This window comes from Listeria grayi (assembly GCF_900638015.1).
Classification (GTDB): domain Bacteria; phylum Bacillota; class Bacilli; order Lactobacillales; family Listeriaceae; genus Listeria; species Listeria grayi.
On record NZ_LR134483.1, the window covers coordinates 2,430,141 to 2,446,778 of the forward strand.

Genomic DNA, 16,638 nt, shown 5'->3' on the forward strand with positions numbered 1-16,638 from the left:
CCGCTTCGATTCCAGAGTGCTCCGTTTTTTATAATGTAGTTGTAAATCGCTGGAAGGCGACTTTTCCTGCCGTTGTCTGCTTGAACACACCGGCATCGGTCAATACCTCCAAGAACCGTTCCGCTACTGCTTGTTTGAGTACGTCTTGGCTATTGGCTTCTGTAATTGTTTGCTTGGCTTTCACAGTATCTGCCCATTCGAGATGGATCGCTTTGATATTCGATGGTTTGTTCAGCCAGTAAGCTCTCACTTCTTCCAGTTCTTCTTTCAGCCTCGCTGGTAAAATTGCCAATCCCATTACTTCGATCAAGCCGATATTTTCTTTTTTGATATGTTGTACGTTGGGATGTGGGTGAAAGATACCATCTGGAAACTCGGCGGATGTCCGATTATTGCGCAACACGATATCCAGTTCGTAATCATCCACTTTTTGCCGTGCGATCGGTGTGACTGTATTATGCGGCTGATCCGTTTCCGCAATGATAGAAGCGCTTTCATCATTATAACTTTTCCACGTGTTAAATACGTGTACAGCTGCATCTATTAATATGTCTTTCTTTTTATGACGCAACCTAATAACAGAAAGCGGCCAATGTAAGACTTCTGCTTCTATTTCTGGAAAATCAGTCATTACAAACGAATACCAGACTTCTGCCTGTTCCATTGGGAAATTATGCGCCCCGCCTTGATAGTGATCATGCGTCAAAATCGAACCGCCCACGATTGGTAGATCGGCATTTGAACCAACAAAGTAGTGTGGGAACTGCTCTACGATCCCTAACAAATTAGTAAACGTCTGCCGATTAATTTGCATAGGTCGGTGCTCTTTTGCTAAAAAGATCGAATGCTCCTCATAATACGCATAGGGCGAAAATTGAAAGCACCATGGCTCCCCAGCCAATTCCAGTTGAATAATACGATGATTTGTTCTCGCAGGGTGCTTGCTATTGCCCAAGTAGCCTTCATTTTCCATACATAACAAGCAAGTAGGATAATTCCCAGTCGGCGTGTTTTTTTCAAGTGCGATCTGTTTGGGATCTTTCTCTGGCTTCGCAAGATTGATCGTGATCTCTAAATCGCCATAGTTAGTTGCTGTCTGATAACGAATATTTCTCGCTAGTTCGCGCGTTTTTATGTAATTACTGGCCTTGCTCCATTCGTGAAAATAATCGGTCGCTTGCTGTGGAGATTGTGCGTAACGTCGCTGAAATTCTTGATTCAATTCGGATGGAAGTGGTACAAATAGATCCATGATGGCACTTTCAAGTTGTTCTTTTTCAGAATCGATTGCTGAAATAATACCGCTTTGGACAGCAAATTCGATCAATTTATCTAATAATTGGAGGAGCGGTCCAGGCTCCTCCGCAGGTATGCAGTTTTCATAATCGGATAACGCCAATAATGCCAGTAGCCGGTTTCGGATATAGATCTCATCGGCTTCGGTCAGATTTCCAGCTTGCTTGTTTGCTGCTAGGAAATCTGTTATTACTTGGGAAATATCCATGTAGATTCACTCCATTTTACTTGTCCTCAAAACCGTGTGGATGCGATTGATGCCAATTCCATGCAGAAGCAATGATTTCGGACACGTTTGTATTTTTTGGTTCCCAACCTAATATTTTTCTAGCTTTGTCACTAGAAGCAATCAGTGTACTTGGATCTCCTTTTCGTCTCGGAACTACTTTTGCCGGGATCTCTTTTCCGGTAACTTCTCTTGCTGCTTCCAGCATTTGTTGCACAGAGAAGCCGCTGCTGCTGCCTAAGTTGAAAATATTGCTTTCCCCGCCTTTTTTCAAATACTCCAAAGCTAAAATGTGTGCGTCGATCAAATCAACGACATGAACATAATCACGGATACATGTGCCGTCTTCGGTCGGATAGTCATCACCAAAGATCGATAGCTCTTCCCGTTGCCCTAAAGCAACTTGTAGAATGATCGGCACTAAGTGTGATTCCGGGTCATGATCTTCTCCGATGCTCCCATCTGCCTTTGCACCGGCAACATTAAAGTAGCGTAACGCGACAAATTTTATCCCGTAAGCAATATCACACCATTTCATCATTTTTTCCATGATCAATTTCGTATCACCGTAAGTGCTTTCCGGATTTGTCCGCATGTCTTCCGTGATCGGAATCTGTTCTGGTTCGCCATAAGTCGCTGCGGAAGAAGAAAATACGATGGCTTTCACACCAAATTTCTCCATTACTTCCAAGACGATCTGTGTACCATACACATTGTTATTTAAATAAGTCAGCGGGATCTCCATGGATTCGCCAACTAGTGAGTTAGCGGCAAAATGGACGACGCCTTCTACATTTTCTTTTTCAAAAACACTTTCTAAAAAGGCCTTATCCCGAATATCTCCTTGATAGAATGTTGCCTTTTCATGGACGGCTTTTTCATGACCAGTCTGCAAATTATCTACCACAGCCACTGCGTAGCCTTTCTCAACCAATTGATCCACTGCATGCGAGCCAATGTAACCAGCTCCTCCAAGTACTAAAATACTCATGTTTCATCCTCCTCCAAAATCGTTGCCCCGTCACTAATATCTGCTATATAAAAATCAGCTGCATAACCTATTTTTTCTTGGTAACGTTGGCCTACTTGCTGGATAAACGTGTCAATATGAGCATCTTCTACAATCGCGATCGCGCAGCCGCCAAATCCTGCTCCCGTCATTCTCGCCCCGACGACGCCCGGCAACTGCCACGCTGTCTCCACCAGTATATCTAATTCTACACCAGTTACCTCGTAATCGTCACGCAAAGATTCATGTGATTCATTCATTAGTTTGCCGAAAGCCGCTAATTTCCCCTGTTTCAGTGCCGCCGCAGCTTCTAATGTCCGAATATTTTCGCTAACAGCATGTTTGGCCCGTTTTCGCATGAGTGGCGGTAGCTGTTCTGCCTGGGAGGTAAATTCCTCATTTGTCAATTCACCCAGCGCTTGGATCGAGAGTGCTTGATTGAGTATTTTCACGGCTTCCTCACATTCTTGGCGGCGCTCATTATACTTCGAATCGGCTAATTCCCTGCGCTTGTTCGTGTTCATAATAACGATCTTGTGCGCCTGCAGTTCTAGGGGCACTAACTCATAGTCCAATGTCTGACAATCAAGCAGAATCGCATGATCCTTTTTCCCCATTCCCACGGCAAATTGATCCATGATCCCGGAGTTGACACCAATAAAAGCATTTTCGACTTTTTGTCCTAGTTTTATCAGTTCAAGCCTCGACACCTCTAATTGGAACAGGTCTTTGACAATGACCCCGGTCAACATTTCAATCGAAGCAGAGGAACTCAGCCCAGCGCCATTAGGCAGATTTCCATAAAACAGAAAGTCCATTCCTTGATTGATCGCATACCCACTATCTTTCAAGTAGCGAATGACACCTTTTGGATAATTTGCCCAATCATCTTTCTTGCGATAATCCAATTCGTTGACGGTACACGAGATAATTCCTTTATCCGGAAAATTTTCCGAATAGAACCGAATCTGATCGTCTTCCCGCAAGCTAGCTACTCCATAAGTTCCGAGCGAGATCGCACAGGGGAAAACATGTCCTCCGTTATAATCGGTATGTTCCCCGATCAAATTGATTCTTCCCGGAGCAAAAAATAGTATTCCTTCTTTTTTGAATACGCTTTCAAAAAGAGATTTCACCTTTTGTTTTTCCATGACTTACCTCCTAGCTTTGATAAATCCACTATATAATTTTTACTAAATTTTATCAACCTTTTTACTAAAAAAACATCTTTCTAATTATAGAAAGATGTCGTTTACTTATAGATCCGCTGCCGCTTCTTGATCAAGAATAACGGTGAGGTTCGGATGTAATTGCAAGATCGAGGCTGGGATATCCCTATCGATCGGACCACTTAGCGCCCGTTTGATAATACCTGCCTTATGTGAGCCATTCGCTATCAGTATTAGCTGTTTTACTTTCATAATGGAAGCCGCCCCCATCGTAACGAATGATGCGGGAAGCTTTTCACCGGAATCGGCCTTTGCCCATTCATACCACGAATACTCTGGCTTTATCAGGACTTCATGTGTATGACGATTGAATTCAGTGGACTGCGGCATATTCGCACAAAAATGTCCATCCTCTCCAATGCCGATCAGCATCGCATCCAGTCCACCTGCGTTTGCGATTCTTTGATCCTGTTCTTGATAATTACTTAAATTCAATAGGTGGATCTGTTCGGACGAAATATTAGCCGGCTGGAAAAACAACTTTTGCAACGCTGCTTCCGTCATTCCTTTTTCTTCTCCTACTTCGACGATCTCATCAAAATTATAATAATGCACATTTTGATAAGCTGCATTGTTTTTTACTCGCGGAATCAGCGCCGCATATGTGCTTTGCGGCGTATTTCCGGCAGTAATGGAAATATTTACCCGCTTATCTTCCGTCATTTTCCCTAAAAGGATACTTGCTGCTAGATTTCCTAATGCTTCATAACTTTCTGTGATGATTATTTTCATGTCTTCGGCTCCTTTGTTTTAAAATGGATTACTTTTTTACTATACGTCATGTAATGCATTACATGGCAAGTCATAAAATAAAAAAAGGAAGTATCTCCATGGAGATACTTCCTTTTTTACAATTTCTCTATTCTGAAACCGTCTCTGTGAGCGATTCCTTCAACTCTTCTACATATTTTTGCGCATTTTGTCCAGCTAGACCGCCGTCGCCTGCTGCGGTAACGATCTGACGTAGACTTTTCGCTCTAACATCGCCTGCTGCAAAGATTCCGGGAATCTCTGTACGCAATTCTTCATCTGTTATGATGTAGCCTTCTCCGTCTGTGATCCCCAAATCTTGGAATGGTTTGGTAAGCGGAACTAAGCCAACGTAGATAAACACGCCGTCAGCAGAAACCGTTTTTTCCGAACCGTCTTCTGTCGAAATAATTTTCACACCAGTTACTTTTGAGCCGTCGCCAACGATTTCTTCTGCTGTATGGTTCCAAATGAAATCTACTTTATCATTTTTAAAAGCACGGTCTTGTAAGATTTGTTGCGCACGCAATTTATCGCGGCGATGAATGATCGTCACTTTGCTTGCATATCTTGTTAAATAGGTTCCTTCTTCTACCGCGGAATCGCCACCACCGACTACCACCAATTCACGGTTTTTGAAAAATGCTCCGTCACAGACTGCGCAGTAAGAAACGCCACGTCCGCTAAGTTCATCTTCGCCTGGAACACCTAATTTGCGATGTTCTGCTCCTGTTGCGATGATGATTGCTCGACCTTTATATGCCTTTGATCCTGCATATACTGTTTTGTATGCTAACTCATTATCGATTCCTTTAATATCACCATATGCATATTCAGCACCGAATTGTTTTGCACCGCTGAACATTTTGTCTGAAAGATCCGGTCCTAAAATAGAATCAAATCCTGGATAGTTTTCAACTTCTGCCGTATTCACCATTTGTCCACCAGGAACACCGCGTTCGATCATCAACGTATCAAGATCTGCGCGTGAAGTATATAAAGCTGCTGTCATCCCAGCTGGTCCTGCTCCAATAATAATCACATCATAAATTTTGTCTTCGCTTGCCATGCTGATACCTCCTTGTCCGTCTAACTACTCTAATCCTAATACGATAGACGTATTAAGTCTATTTTTCTGCTCATTTTGAGGATTTTAGCCCCTCTAACCCAGGCAAACTGAGTTCCTCTTCCTTTGCATTTGCAGAAAGCAGTTCCGCAAAAACATCCTTGTAAAAGCCACTATCCGCTGAAGTCAGCTGGTCTGTTTTACGTTCCAACAAACGGCAAAGATAGTAGGTATTTTTTTCTTCTATGGAATCGCCCATTGTTTTAAAATCTGTCAATATCAAATATGCGTCATAATCCCAACTGCTTTGATCGAACAGTGGGTCAAATAAAAGCAGCTCCGCCCGATTAGCAGAATGTGCCAACTGATACGCCCCATAAAGTTTTTCAGCAGGTTGCGTTGACCGAAGCAGCGCAATAATTTCCAGTACATCGTTTTGGCGATTATTCTTCCATGGAAAATTCATTGGTTCATAGCCGCTGATAATTGTGAAAAGCTGCCATAGATCTTCGGCCGACTCCATTTCACCGCTGAATGCTTCTACTTTCGCAAAATAGTAATAGTAAGCTGTTTTATCTACGACTTCCGTCTCTGCCAACTGAACAAACAACGCCCGTGCTTTCTCAATGTTGCCCAGCATCGTGTGGACGATCGCTAGTTTTTCTTTGTGATGCACTAGTGTTGGTGCAACATGATCCAAGCGGCCGTAAATTTCCCGGCAACTTTCCATATCTGCTTTATAAAAATAATACATACACAGATCCGCAAGTCCCATCAAGTTTCCTGGATCACGATCGATCAGTTCCAGCAATACTTTCAATCCTTCCGCTTCTTTCAATTGACGAAAATCCAGCAATGCCAGTTGATTGTATGCTGGCCAAAAATTCGGCTCCCGGAGCAGGACGCCTTCTAAGAACTGAGCAGCTGCTTCCATGTTTTCGCTAGCTTCATAGCGCCGCCACTCTTTGATATAATCCTGAAATTGTTGTTCGATATTCGCAAACTGGTTTTCCCGTAAATGACGGATAGGATTTTCTTCCGCCAGCACTTCCAACAGATCCTCGACTTCTTCTGCATATTCACCATCCGGATCAAGCTCCAAATAGCGTTTTGCATATTGGATCGCATGACTGATATCGTTCAAATACGCAAAGTTATTGGCAATAAAATAATAACAATAGTGCAAGGAAGTATCGAGGGTATCGATCACTTGCAGCAGCAAACGGTTCGATTTCAAAAATTGTCCTAATTCTGTATAACAAATTGCCAATTGGCATAAAATAATCGGATCATTCGGAGATAAGTCGTTCGCACGCAGAAGATAGCGGACTGCTTCTTTCATTTCTCCTTCTCGAAAAGCATGAATACCGCGTTCAAAATAATAATGACCACTGGGAAGAAAACGAATAATATTTTGTTTGGACTCTTGTTTCATAGTTCTCTCCACCTCTTTCGTCTATGTTTAAGAGTATAACATAGACCTGTTTATGCGAATAGAGCGCCTTGTTATTTATCCGAATTTTCCCCGCAAAAAAAGAGTTCCGTTTTCCCAGAACTCTTTTTTAGTCTCGGATCTGCAGTGGGTTCCCATAAGCAAAACTGCCAGACGGAACATCTTTCGATACCACTGCTCCGGCTGCTATCGTTGCATTGTCGCCGATCCTAACGCCCGGCAATACCGTTACATTCGCGCCGATCATTACGTTATCGCCGATCGTCACATTTCCGACACGGTATTCTTTGATCAAATATTCATGTGTCAAGATCGTGCTATGAAAACCAATGATCGTATTTTGTCCGATCGTGATTTTTTCCGGGAAAAACAAATCCATCGTGACTTTAAAAGCTACGGCAGAATGTGTTCCGATCTTCATCCGCATTCCGCGCCGATAAAGATTGCGTTTCCCCGTCATAAATGGATAATAGCGGGCGATCTCATTGATGAGCGTATTCTTGAAGACTTTCCAAAACGATACGGTGCGGTAAACTTGAAACAGCGTATTCACTTCTGGATCAGGGGCTTGGAATCGCTCGAGCTTTCTCATTATTCATCCTCATCTGCCATGATCGGCAAGATATCGCTCATCTTTTCCAGCAGAAAATCTGGTTCTAGCTGCTGCATGAAGGCTTCTCCCTTCAATGACCAAGCTACACCAGCCGTTTTCGTTCCCGCATTTTTCCCCGCTAGGATATCATGCGAATTATCGCCGATCATAATAGCTTCTTCTTTCGTTGAATTAAGTAGGCTAAGCGCCATGTTGATGCCTTCCGGGTCTGGTTTTGGCTGGCTTACTTGATCTAAACCGATCACTACTTGGAAAAATTTGTCCAAACCAGTCAACCGTAAACCACGCATGACTGTCTCGTACATTTTGGTCGATACGATCGCTAATTTATAGTCAGATTCATATAAAGAACGGATCGTTTCATAAACACCGTCAAATTCCACAACCATTTCATCATGATTCTCTAAATTGAATACCCGATAGAATTCCACCATTTCTTCCGCCCGATCCGGATCGATTTTTGAAAAAGTATCGATCAATGATGGTCCCATAAATGGCAGGATATCTTCCTGAGTATATTCCTTTTCAGGTGTAAAATGTTTAAAAGTCTCTTGAAAAGAACGAATGATCAAGTGATTCGTATTGATCAACGTGCCATCTAAATCAAACAATAATGTTGTAAGTGCTTTTGTCATTTTCATTTCCTCTCTTTTCGGTAAAGACATGTCCCGTGCACTAGTTATTTTTTCGTATCCAGATAATAAGGTGGATTGCTTCTCACACGGCGATATACGATGATCGCGATTGCTACGACAACTAATATCACTGCCAACACTTGGGAAACTCTAAACGCCCCCCACATCAAGCTGTCTGTACGCATTCCTTCGATAAAGAAACGACCGACGGAGTACCAGATCACATAGGATAAAAAGACCTCTCCACGACGTACTTTTGTCCGTCTAATGATAAGCAGAATGATAAAGCCGATGACGTTCCATAAACTTTCATACAGAAAAGTCGGCTGATAATAGACACCGCTGATATACATTTGATCGATAATAAATTTCGGCAAGTGCAGATTTTCCAAGAAACCTCTTGTAACGGCTGCACCATGCGCCTCTTGATTCATGAAGTTGCCCCATCTGCCGATAGCTTGAGCAATGATCAGGCTCGGTGCTGCGATGTCTGCAAGCTGCCAGAAAGAGATCTTCTTCACTCTGGTAAAAATGATAGCCGTTATTACTGCTCCGATCAAAGCGCCATAGATCGCGATGCCGCCGTGCCAGATCTTAATGATCTCACCAGGATTTTCCTTGTAGAAATCCCATTCAAATGCGACATAATAGATTCTCGCTGAGATGACAGAGATCGGAATTGCCCAGATCAACAGATCAACAAAAATCTCTTTATCAAATTTCCGCTTGGAAGATTCGTACAAAGCTAGCAGTAATGCAATGACAACACCACAGGCAATGATCACCCCATACCATTTGATCGATATTTCTCCGATTTGCAGTGCCACCGGGTCCAGCGGCTTGATTCCATTTTCCATTTAAATCCTACTTTCTTTCATCAATCGCTGATACTGCGATTGTGATCAATATATTTGCTTAAATCACTTGTGAATTTTTCTGCGGCGTCGTATCCCATGTTTTTCAACCTGAAATTCATTGCCGCTACTTCGATAATGATAGCTAAGTTTCGTCCGGGACGAACTGGGATCGTTATTTTCGGGATTTCCAAATCGAATATTTTCGTTGTTTCGGTAGTTAGCCCCACGCGGTCATATTGTTTATTTGGATCCCAGTTTTCCAAATCGACCACCAAAGTGATCTTTTTGCTGGAACGCACTGCGCCGGCACCAAATAATGTCATGACATCAATGATACCAAGGCCGCGTATTTCAAGCAAGTGTTCGATGATCGCCGGTGAGGAGCCGATCAATGATATCTCGTCTTCTTGACGGATCTCGACATTATCGTCCGCTACTAAGCGATGACCGCGCTTGATAAGTTCTAGCGCCGTTTCGCTTTTGCCTACTCCGCTGTTCCCAGTGATCAGTACGCCTAAACCGTAGATATCGACCAAGACGCCATGCTTGGAGATCACGGGAGCAAGTTTGCTCTCTAAAAAGTTCGTGATATATACCGAGAGCCGCGTCGTCTTAAGACGTGAGCGTAGTACTGGGATACCTGCCTTATCCGCTGCTTCAACCAACTCTTTCGGAACTTCTAAACTACGGGCAATAATAAACGCCGGTGTGCGGCTAGTACACATTTGCGTATAACGTTTCAAGCGTTCTTCGGCGGACATTCCTTCTGAAAAGGAAATTTCCGTCATTCCAAATAATTGTACACGGTCTTCTGGGTAATAAGAAAAGAAACCTGTCAACTCTAAACCGGGACGCGACAGATCACTTGTCATGATCGTCCGGTCGAGTCCTTTATCTGAGCCAATCAATTCTAGTTTCAAACGTTTTTTCAATTCATTTACGGTAACGGTTTTCGTCATCCAAATACCTCCGTTGTTCTCTTTTTAGCAGTTCCCCTTCATTTTACCACTTTCGCGGCATGTGTAACAGTGATTTATTTGAAGTGAAATTCCTGACGCATGAGTGAAGGCTCTTGGACCGACACTTGTTTCCGATATACTTTTGGTGAAAGTCCCATATATTTCTTAAACAAACGTGAAAAATAGTATGGATCTTCGTAGCCGACTTTCTTGGCGATCTCATAGATCTTCATATCGGTCAATTTCATAAATTTACAGGCTTGGTCGATCTTCAATTGAATGAAATACTCGATCGGCGAAGTTTGTGTGTACTTTTTAAAAATACTGCTTAAATAACTTTGCGATATATTAAGCTGATAAGTCAGCTCTTTCAGCGTTAAAATAGATCAACCATAAAAATAGCCTCTAAACCTTAAAAAAGGTTTAGAGGTTTTTTAATGAGCTTTGCGTTCGCCGATAACCGAATTGATGACCATATTGGCAAATGCCATCAAAGCCGCGATCAGCAAGGCCACTCCAAAACTAGCAATTTCAAATCGAGCACCGACAAAGTAAGATGTCAGTTCCAACATCACAGCGTTCACTACAAAAGTAAATAAACCCAATGTGAAAAAGTTGATCGGCAATGTCAGTAATAATAAAACCGGTCGAACGAGCAGATTCAAAATAGCCCATACAACACTCGCGATCAACGCAGTCATAAAACCATCCACATAGAAGCTAGAGAAGAAGCCGGATAATGCCATGAACAACAAAGCATTAATAACGATTCCGCTTAAAAAACGCATAATGATCTATCCCCTCCACTCCGAGTCAGGATCTGACGGAATAATGATTGCCGCCAAGATATAGAGCAGAATGCCGCTACCAAAGATCAAGCTCGCCACGATCCATAGTAATCGCACTAATGTTGCGTCAATACCAAAGTAGTCGGCAAGTCCACCACATACACCTGCTAATTTTTTATCATAAGTAGATCGATATAGTTTACGCATTCTTAAACACTCCTCTCTTTTGTTTCACTGAGTTTAATAATTCCTTTGCCGACTTTCGCTTCTAATGTCGACGTACTTATTTCTTCTGCATTTTGTGTGAATACAACTGTATCCTCGCTATTATCCCAGATTTTAGCATTTTTTAAGTCGAAGTAGATTTTTTCTTTTTTCGTGTGCAGTGAACCATCAACATTCCAGCTATCAGGTACTTGGATACGAATATCGCCGTTCGGTGCCTTTAAATCGACACTGCTTGCTAAATCGTTCTCCAATATAAAGTCGATATCGCCTTGTTCAGTTCGCGCAGCAGTAGTTAGTGCATTTCCTTGGATAGTGATGTCGCCTTTTCGTGTGCTAATGTCGACATTTTCCACCCGGCAGTTTTGAACATAAACTTCGCCTTCTGTCAATTCAGCATTCAGAAATTTCCCGCTGACACCTCGTGAGCGTAATTCGCCATTGCGCAGTTTTAAAATAATGTCATCTGTTTCAACATCGTCAAATCTTAATTTCCCATTTAAAATCTGGATCTTGATTTGTTCATACAATCTTTTCGGGATCGTAAGCACCATATCTGTTTTTAAAATATCTTTTTTAGATTCAAATAATAATGTATCCGGAGAAATATCCAACATAGTGTTGCTGAAAAAGTAATCCCACATTTTTTCTTCACTTAGATGTCTTACGGGACCGCCGTTGTCTTGAGTACTCAATAATACACGCAGCTTGGCTTCTTCTTTTTCCCATGTACGAACAACTACATCACCATGAGACACCCGCAAAATCAAATTAGTGAATGTTGCTTCTGGGAAAGGAAATTCTTTACTGAAATGCGGTCTTGAAGGCGCAGTTCTTTTTTGTGCATGATGATTTCCCTGTGCTGTAGAATGTCTTGGGTGACGGTGGTGTGAATAACCACTTCTTTTACGATCGATGCGGCGATTGATGCGGTCGTAGCGATCAGCGATTTTCTGTGCTTGCCGCTCCCGCACATCTTCCATTGTGACTTTTTCAGAAGGAATGATAAACAGCGCAATAATATAGACCAAGATTGGCAAACCTGATTTCATTGTAAAAATAGTGATAGCAACATATATGATGCGGAGGATGGTAGAATCTATACCGATGTATTCCCCTAACCCTCCTAAAACACCGCCGATTTTCCTATCTACTCGTGATCTTTGTAATTTTTTTTCCATATCAGTGCGCGTCCTTTCTTTTGATTATGTAACGCCCAGAAGCAGCAAATGCTGCCTCTAGAACAAAGCGGTTATTTTGCTTCTTTGATCTTCACACTTCCAGCAGTTGTTTCTGCGCGGATCGCGATGTTTGCTTCACCGTTCGGGATTTTTGTGAAAGTCATTTTTTTGTGGACCGTTTCTGATTTTGAATCCAGCACTTCCACGTCTTTGAAATCAACACGTAGTTTTCCGAAATTGGTATGGATCTCGCCATCGATCCCGATTTCTTTCGGTAGACTGATCTCCACGTCGCCGGTACCTGTTTTAGCTTCAATCGAAGTCGCAGTGGGTTCTGTTAAGTAATATTGGATATTGCCGTTTTTCGTTTTCAAAACGCCTGCGTAAAATTCTCCTTTTGCTGCTACACCACCGTTGAATGTCTTCAATGAAATGTCGCGCACTTCCCCATTTTGGATGCGGACATTGCCATTCACTGTTTCAAGTTCTACTAGTGTTGCCGAGATCGTTCCAATACTTACATTACCATTGGTAGTCTTGACGAAGAGATCTCTTCCTTGTAATTCATCCATATGGACATTGCCGTTGAGTAATTTGATCGATGCATAATCATATAAACGTTTTGGCAGATAAACTGTCAGGTTCGTCACGATCTGCTTCGATTTAGATTCAAAACGCAGTGTTTCTTCATCGACACGTAATGTTGTTTTATCAAAGAAGATTTGCAATGCTTCGTCTTCTGGATATTCCTTGAACAACTTGATCGTCGCTTGGATGCGAACATCTTCATTGTCGGAAGGCTTGAATTCTACATTCCCATTCGCGATATCGAATTCTAAGATGGAAAGTGTCGTATCGTGATAAACGAATTCTCTTTCCAATTTGGTAGATGTTAAGAATGGGAAAGGCATATCCTTAACTTGTTTAAATGCAGAGTTTAGGAAAGAGCCTAGTTTCTCGCCTGCTTGGGAAAGATCGCCTATCACACTTTGGAAACGATCGTTTTCTTCTGCGGTCTCTTTCGCATTTTTTGCGTCATCTGCTTTCGTTTCTTTTTTACGTTCATGAGATCTGCGGTTGTTGCGCGGGCTATGAGGATTGCGTCCGTTATTCCACCCTTGCGAGAAGTCGTAGGATTCTTCTTCAGCGGTTTCCTCTTCTAATTCTGGTTCTTGCTCTGTTTCTCTGATCTTCTCCGTTGCAACGGTTTTTCCTTCTTTTTTCGAAATATTTTCAAGCAATGTTAATGCTTCATCTGTTGAAAGGATACCTTGTTTTACGAGTTCAATAATGCGTTCACGTTCGTTTTCCACTGCTAATCTCCTCCTTTTATACTTAAAGACCTTGGATCGTTCATTAGCTTATAGTCCTATTATGAAGGATTTCTTGGATTCTGTCATACAACTAGAGAATGATTATTTATATAGACTTTTGATGTGTTCGTATCAAAAAACGTATCGAGGGTTATCTCGATACGTTTCGGCATTATTTTTCTGCTGCTTTGATTTTATCTTTTGTGCGTTTGGTATCTCTCTCAAGTACTGGTTTCAAGTATTTTCCTGTATAGGATTTCTTGGAGCGGGCTACTTTTTCAGGTGTCCCTGTGGCAACGATCTCACCACCGCCATCGCCGCCTTCTGGTCCAAGATCGATAAGATGATCCGCTTGTTTGATGACATCTAAATTATGTTCGATGACCAATACGGTATCGCCATTATCGACTAATCGCTGTAAGACTTTCAGCAAACGGCTGATATCATCGGCATGAAGGCCCGTCGTTGGTTCGTCTAAGATATAGAAAGATTTCCCTGTACTGCGTTTATGCAGCTCGGAAGCCAGCTTGACCCGTTGTGCTTCCCCACCGGAAAGCGTGGTAGCTGGTTGGCCAAGCCGGATATAGCCTAACCCTACATCCACGATCGTTTGCAGTTTGCGTGCGATTTTCGGTTGATTTTTGAAAAACTCCAGACCTTCTTCAACGGTCATTTCCAATACTTCGGCAATGTTTTTACCTTTATAATGGATGTCCAGTGTTTCGCTATTGTAACGTTTGCCATGGCAAACTTCACATGGCACATAAACGTCTGGCAAAAAGTGCATCTCGATCTTGATGATTCCGTCTCCACGACAAGCCTCACAGCGACCGCCTTTTACGTTGAAACTGAATCTACCTTTTTTATAACCGCGCATTTTCGCTTCATTCGTGCTGGCAAACAAATCACGGATATCATCAAAAGCACCTGTATAAGTAGCAGGGTTAGAACGTGGCGTTCTACCGATCGGTGATTGATCGATATCGATGATTTTTTCTAAGTTGTCGATCCCTTTGATTTCTTTGTGCTCACCTGGCTTAGCAGTCGCCCGGTTGAGTTTGCGTGACAGGGCTTTACGCAACACTTCATTGACTAGTGAACTTTTTCCTGATCCAGATACGCCGGTCACGGCGGTGAACGTTCCAAGCGGGATCTCTGTGCTTACATTTTTCAGGTTATTGGCTTTGGCACCAATGATCTCCAGCTTTTTGCCATTGCCCTTTCTACGTTCGGTAGGAATGGCAATGAATTTTTTACCGGATAAATAGTCGCCTGTGATGGAATTTTTATTGGCTTTTACTTCTTCTGGCGTTCCTTCTGCAACGATCTGACCGCCATGTTCTCCTGCTCCGGGTCCGATATCGATCAGATAGTCAGCCGCCATCATCGTGTCTTCGTCATGTTCTACAACGATCAGTGTATTGCCGATGTCACGCATATTTTTCAGCGTATGGATCAGCCGATCATTATCGCGCTGATGCAAGCCGATCGATGGCTCATCAAGGATATATAAGACTCCTGTCAGCCTAGAACCGATCTGTGTTGCCAAGCGGATCCGCTGGGCTTCCCCACCGGATAATGTTCCAGCTGAACGACTCATGGTCAAGTATTCTAACCCAACATTTTCTAAAAAGCCAAGTCTTGAATGAACTTCTTTCAAAATAGGTGCTGCGATCTGCGAATCTTTTTCAGATAAAGTCAGGCTATCGAAAAAGGCCAATCCTTCTACAATCGAAAAATTGCTTACTTCGCCAAGATGCTTATCTGCGATCTTAACAGAGAGTGCTTCTTCTTTTAGACGATAGCCATGGCAGGTCGGACATGGCAGGTATGTCATGTACTGCGACATTTGTTCTCTGGTAAAATCAGAATTTGTTTCCCGGTAGCGTCTTTCGATATTCGGTAGGACGCCTTCAAAAGGCATCCATGTTTCCCGCGTCATACCGAAGTCATTTTTATATTTGAAGAAAAATTCTTCGGTCCCAGAACCATGCAGAATGATATCTTGTTTGACTTTCGGGAGTTTCTCAAAGGGCACATCCATGTCGATATCAAATTCTTCACAGGCAGATGCCAACATTTGTGGATAATATTGTGAACTGATCGGTTTCCATGGAACGATGGCACCAGCACTAAGTGATAGCGACCGATCCGGGATCACTGTATCTACGTCTACCTCTAGTTTTGTTCCCAAGCCATCACAAGTCGGGCAAGCACCAAATGGACTGTTGAAAGAAAACATCCGCGGTTCTAATTCGCCGACAGTGAAGCCACAATATGGGCAGGCATAATGCTCGCTGAACAAAAGTTCTTTCTCGTCGATAATGTCTACGATCGCATAGCCGTCTGCTAAACGAAGCGCAGATTCCAGCGAGTCGTATAGCCGGGAATGAACCCCTTCTTTTAATACGATCCGATCGATGATGATCTCGATCGAGTGTTTTTTATTTTTCTCAAGTTCGATCTCATCGTTGATATCAAGAATCTCACCATCTACTCGTACACGAACGAAACCTTGTTTTTTGATTTCTTCTAACGATTTTTTATGGGAACCTTTTTTACCGGAAATAATCGGTGCCATTACTTGCAGTCTTGTCTTTTCCGGATATTCCAACACGCGTTCCACCATTTGTTCAATGGTCTGTGAAGTGATCTCGATACCATGATTGGGACAAATTGGATGTCCAACACGTGCATAAAGCAACCGTAAATAATCATGAACTTCTGTCACGGTACCAACTGTGGATCGTGGATTGCGGCTAGTTGTCTTTTGGTCGATCGAGATCGCCGGGCTTAGTCCTTCGATCGTATCAACATCAGGTTTATCCATTTGTCCTAAAAATTGACGGGCATAGGCGGATAATGATTCTACATAGCGTCGTTGCCCTTCGGCGTAAATCGTGTCGAAGGCTAATGATGATTTCCCTGAACCGGATAAACCAGTCATAACGACTAATTTATCGCGAGGTATAACAACATCAATATTTTTTAGATTATGTGCGCGTGCACCTTTGATGACAATTTTATCTTTTTCCAAA

The 16,638-nt window shown here is 42.6% G+C and carries 16 protein-coding genes; all 16 read right to left on the reverse strand.

Features of this window, described 5'->3' with window-relative positions:
• Window positions 1-28: 28 nt before the first annotated feature.
• The 16 genes from galT to uvrA all read right to left on the reverse strand — a co-directional run bounded on the left by galT (window position 29) and on the right by uvrA (window position 16,637).
• Entirely contained in the window at window positions 29-1,504 is a 1,476-nt protein-coding gene (galT, locus tag EL241_RS11930; protein WP_036105683.1) for a UDP-glucose--hexose-1-phosphate uridylyltransferase, read from the reverse strand.
• A 16-nt stretch (window positions 1,505-1,520) separates the two neighbouring features.
• Entirely contained in the window at window positions 1,521-2,513 is a 993-nt protein-coding gene (gene galE, locus EL241_RS11935) for a UDP-glucose 4-epimerase GalE (protein ID WP_036105681.1), read from the reverse strand.
• Window positions 2,510-3,682: a galactokinase gene (locus EL241_RS11940; RefSeq protein WP_036105679.1), complete on the reverse strand. Its 1,173-nt coding sequence runs from the start codon at window positions 3,680-3,682 to the stop codon at window positions 2,510-2,512. The genes galE and EL241_RS11940 overlap by 4 nt, the downstream gene beginning before the upstream one ends.
• A gap of 105 nt (window positions 3,683-3,787) precedes the next feature.
• Window positions 3,788-4,492, reverse strand: a complete 705-nt coding sequence (locus EL241_RS11945; RefSeq protein ID WP_036105676.1) for a glucosamine-6-phosphate deaminase — start codon at window positions 4,490-4,492, stop codon at window positions 3,788-3,790.
• A 127-nt stretch (window positions 4,493-4,619) separates the two neighbouring features.
• The gene (trxB, locus tag EL241_RS11950) at window positions 4,620-5,579 is read right to left on the reverse strand and encodes a thioredoxin-disulfide reductase (protein ID WP_003758956.1); all 960 of its coding nucleotides are present in this window, start codon (window positions 5,577-5,579) and stop codon (window positions 4,620-4,622) included.
• A gap of 70 nt (window positions 5,580-5,649) precedes the next feature.
• On the reverse strand, window positions 5,650-7,011 hold the full coding sequence (locus EL241_RS11955) for a tetratricopeptide repeat protein (protein ID WP_126320618.1): 1,362 nt from the start codon (window positions 7,009-7,011) through the stop codon (window positions 5,650-5,652).
• A gap of 127 nt (window positions 7,012-7,138) precedes the next feature.
• Window positions 7,139-7,621, reverse strand: coding sequence for an acyltransferase (locus EL241_RS11960; RefSeq protein WP_003758954.1), 483 nt, complete (start codon window positions 7,619-7,621; stop codon window positions 7,139-7,141).
• On the reverse strand, window positions 7,621-8,277 hold the full coding sequence (gene ppaX / locus EL241_RS11965; RefSeq protein ID WP_036105673.1) for a pyrophosphatase PpaX: 657 nt from the start codon (window positions 8,275-8,277) through the stop codon (window positions 7,621-7,623). The genes EL241_RS11960 and ppaX overlap by 1 nt, the downstream gene beginning before the upstream one ends.
• 44 nt (window positions 8,278-8,321) lie before the next feature.
• A complete protein-coding gene (gene lgt, locus EL241_RS11970; RefSeq protein ID WP_003758952.1) occupies window positions 8,322-9,134 on the reverse strand; it encodes a prolipoprotein diacylglyceryl transferase in 813 nt (270 codons plus the stop codon).
• Window positions 9,135-9,154: 20 nt separating this feature from the next.
• Window positions 9,155-10,093, reverse strand: a complete 939-nt coding sequence (hprK, locus tag EL241_RS11975) for an HPr(Ser) kinase/phosphatase (RefSeq protein ID WP_003758951.1) — start codon at window positions 10,091-10,093, stop codon at window positions 9,155-9,157.
• Window positions 10,094-10,167: 74 nt separating this feature from the next.
• Window positions 10,168-10,476, reverse strand: a complete 309-nt coding sequence (locus EL241_RS11980) for a helix-turn-helix domain-containing protein (RefSeq protein ID WP_077912756.1) — start codon at window positions 10,474-10,476, stop codon at window positions 10,168-10,170.
• A gap of 51 nt (window positions 10,477-10,527) precedes the next feature.
• Entirely contained in the window at window positions 10,528-10,881 is a 354-nt protein-coding gene (locus tag EL241_RS11985) for a phage holin family protein (protein WP_036105670.1), read from the reverse strand.
• A gap of 6 nt (window positions 10,882-10,887) precedes the next feature.
• Window positions 10,888-11,088, reverse strand: coding sequence for a PspC domain-containing protein (locus tag EL241_RS11990; RefSeq protein WP_036105668.1), 201 nt, complete (start codon window positions 11,086-11,088; stop codon window positions 10,888-10,890).
• 2 nt (window positions 11,089-11,090) lie between these two features.
• Window positions 11,091-12,287 (reverse strand): DUF4097 family beta strand repeat-containing protein, encoded by a 1,197-nt coding sequence (locus tag EL241_RS11995; protein WP_126320620.1) that lies wholly within the window; start codon window positions 12,285-12,287, stop codon window positions 11,091-11,093.
• A 71-nt stretch (window positions 12,288-12,358) separates the two neighbouring features.
• A complete protein-coding gene (locus EL241_RS12000) occupies window positions 12,359-13,600 on the reverse strand; it encodes a DUF4097 family beta strand repeat-containing protein (RefSeq protein ID WP_126320621.1) in 1,242 nt (413 codons plus the stop codon).
• A 172-nt stretch (window positions 13,601-13,772) separates the two neighbouring features.
• Entirely contained in the window at window positions 13,773-16,637 is a 2,865-nt protein-coding gene (gene uvrA / locus EL241_RS12005) for an excinuclease ABC subunit UvrA (protein WP_036105666.1), read from the reverse strand.
• Window position 16,638 lies beyond the last annotated feature (1 nt).

Coding starts and splice junctions, on each gene's coding strand:
- galE (WP_036105681.1), bottom strand. CDS start 2,513: ATGAGTATTTTAGTACTTGGAGGAGCTGGTTACATTGGCTCGCATGCA.
- trxB (WP_003758956.1), bottom strand. CDS start 5,579: ATGGCAAGCGAAGACAAAATTTATGATGTGATTATTATTGGAGCAGGA.
- EL241_RS11960 (WP_003758954.1), bottom strand. CDS start 7,621: ATGAGAAAGCTCGAGCGATTCCAAGCCCCTGATCCAGAAGTGAATACG.
- EL241_RS11945 (WP_036105676.1), bottom strand. CDS start 4,492: ATGAAAATAATCATCACAGAAAGTTATGAAGCATTAGGAAATCTAGCA.
- EL241_RS11990 (WP_036105668.1), bottom strand. CDS start 11,088: ATGCGTAAACTATATCGATCTACTTATGATAAAAAATTAGCAGGTGTA.
- hprK (WP_003758951.1), bottom strand. CDS start 10,093: ATGACGAAAACCGTTACCGTAAATGAATTGAAAAAACGTTTGAAACTA.
- EL241_RS11940 (WP_036105679.1), bottom strand. CDS start 3,682: ATGGAAAAACAAAAGGTGAAATCTCTTTTTGAAAGCGTATTCAAAAAA.
- galT (WP_036105683.1), bottom strand. CDS start 1,504: ATGGATATTTCCCAAGTAATAACAGATTTCCTAGCAGCAAACAAGCAA.
- EL241_RS11995 (WP_126320620.1), bottom strand. CDS start 12,287: ATGGAAAAAAAATTACAAAGATCACGAGTAGATAGGAAAATCGGCGGT.
- EL241_RS11955 (WP_126320618.1), bottom strand. CDS start 7,011: ATGAAACAAGAGTCCAAACAAAATATTATTCGTTTTCTTCCCAGTGGT.
- lgt (WP_003758952.1), bottom strand. CDS start 9,134: ATGGAAAATGGAATCAAGCCGCTGGACCCGGTGGCACTGCAAATCGGA.
- EL241_RS11985 (WP_036105670.1), bottom strand. CDS start 10,881: ATGCGTTTTTTAAGCGGAATCGTTATTAATGCTTTGTTGTTCATGGCA.
- ppaX (WP_036105673.1), bottom strand. CDS start 8,277: ATGACAAAAGCACTTACAACATTATTGTTTGATTTAGATGGCACGTTG.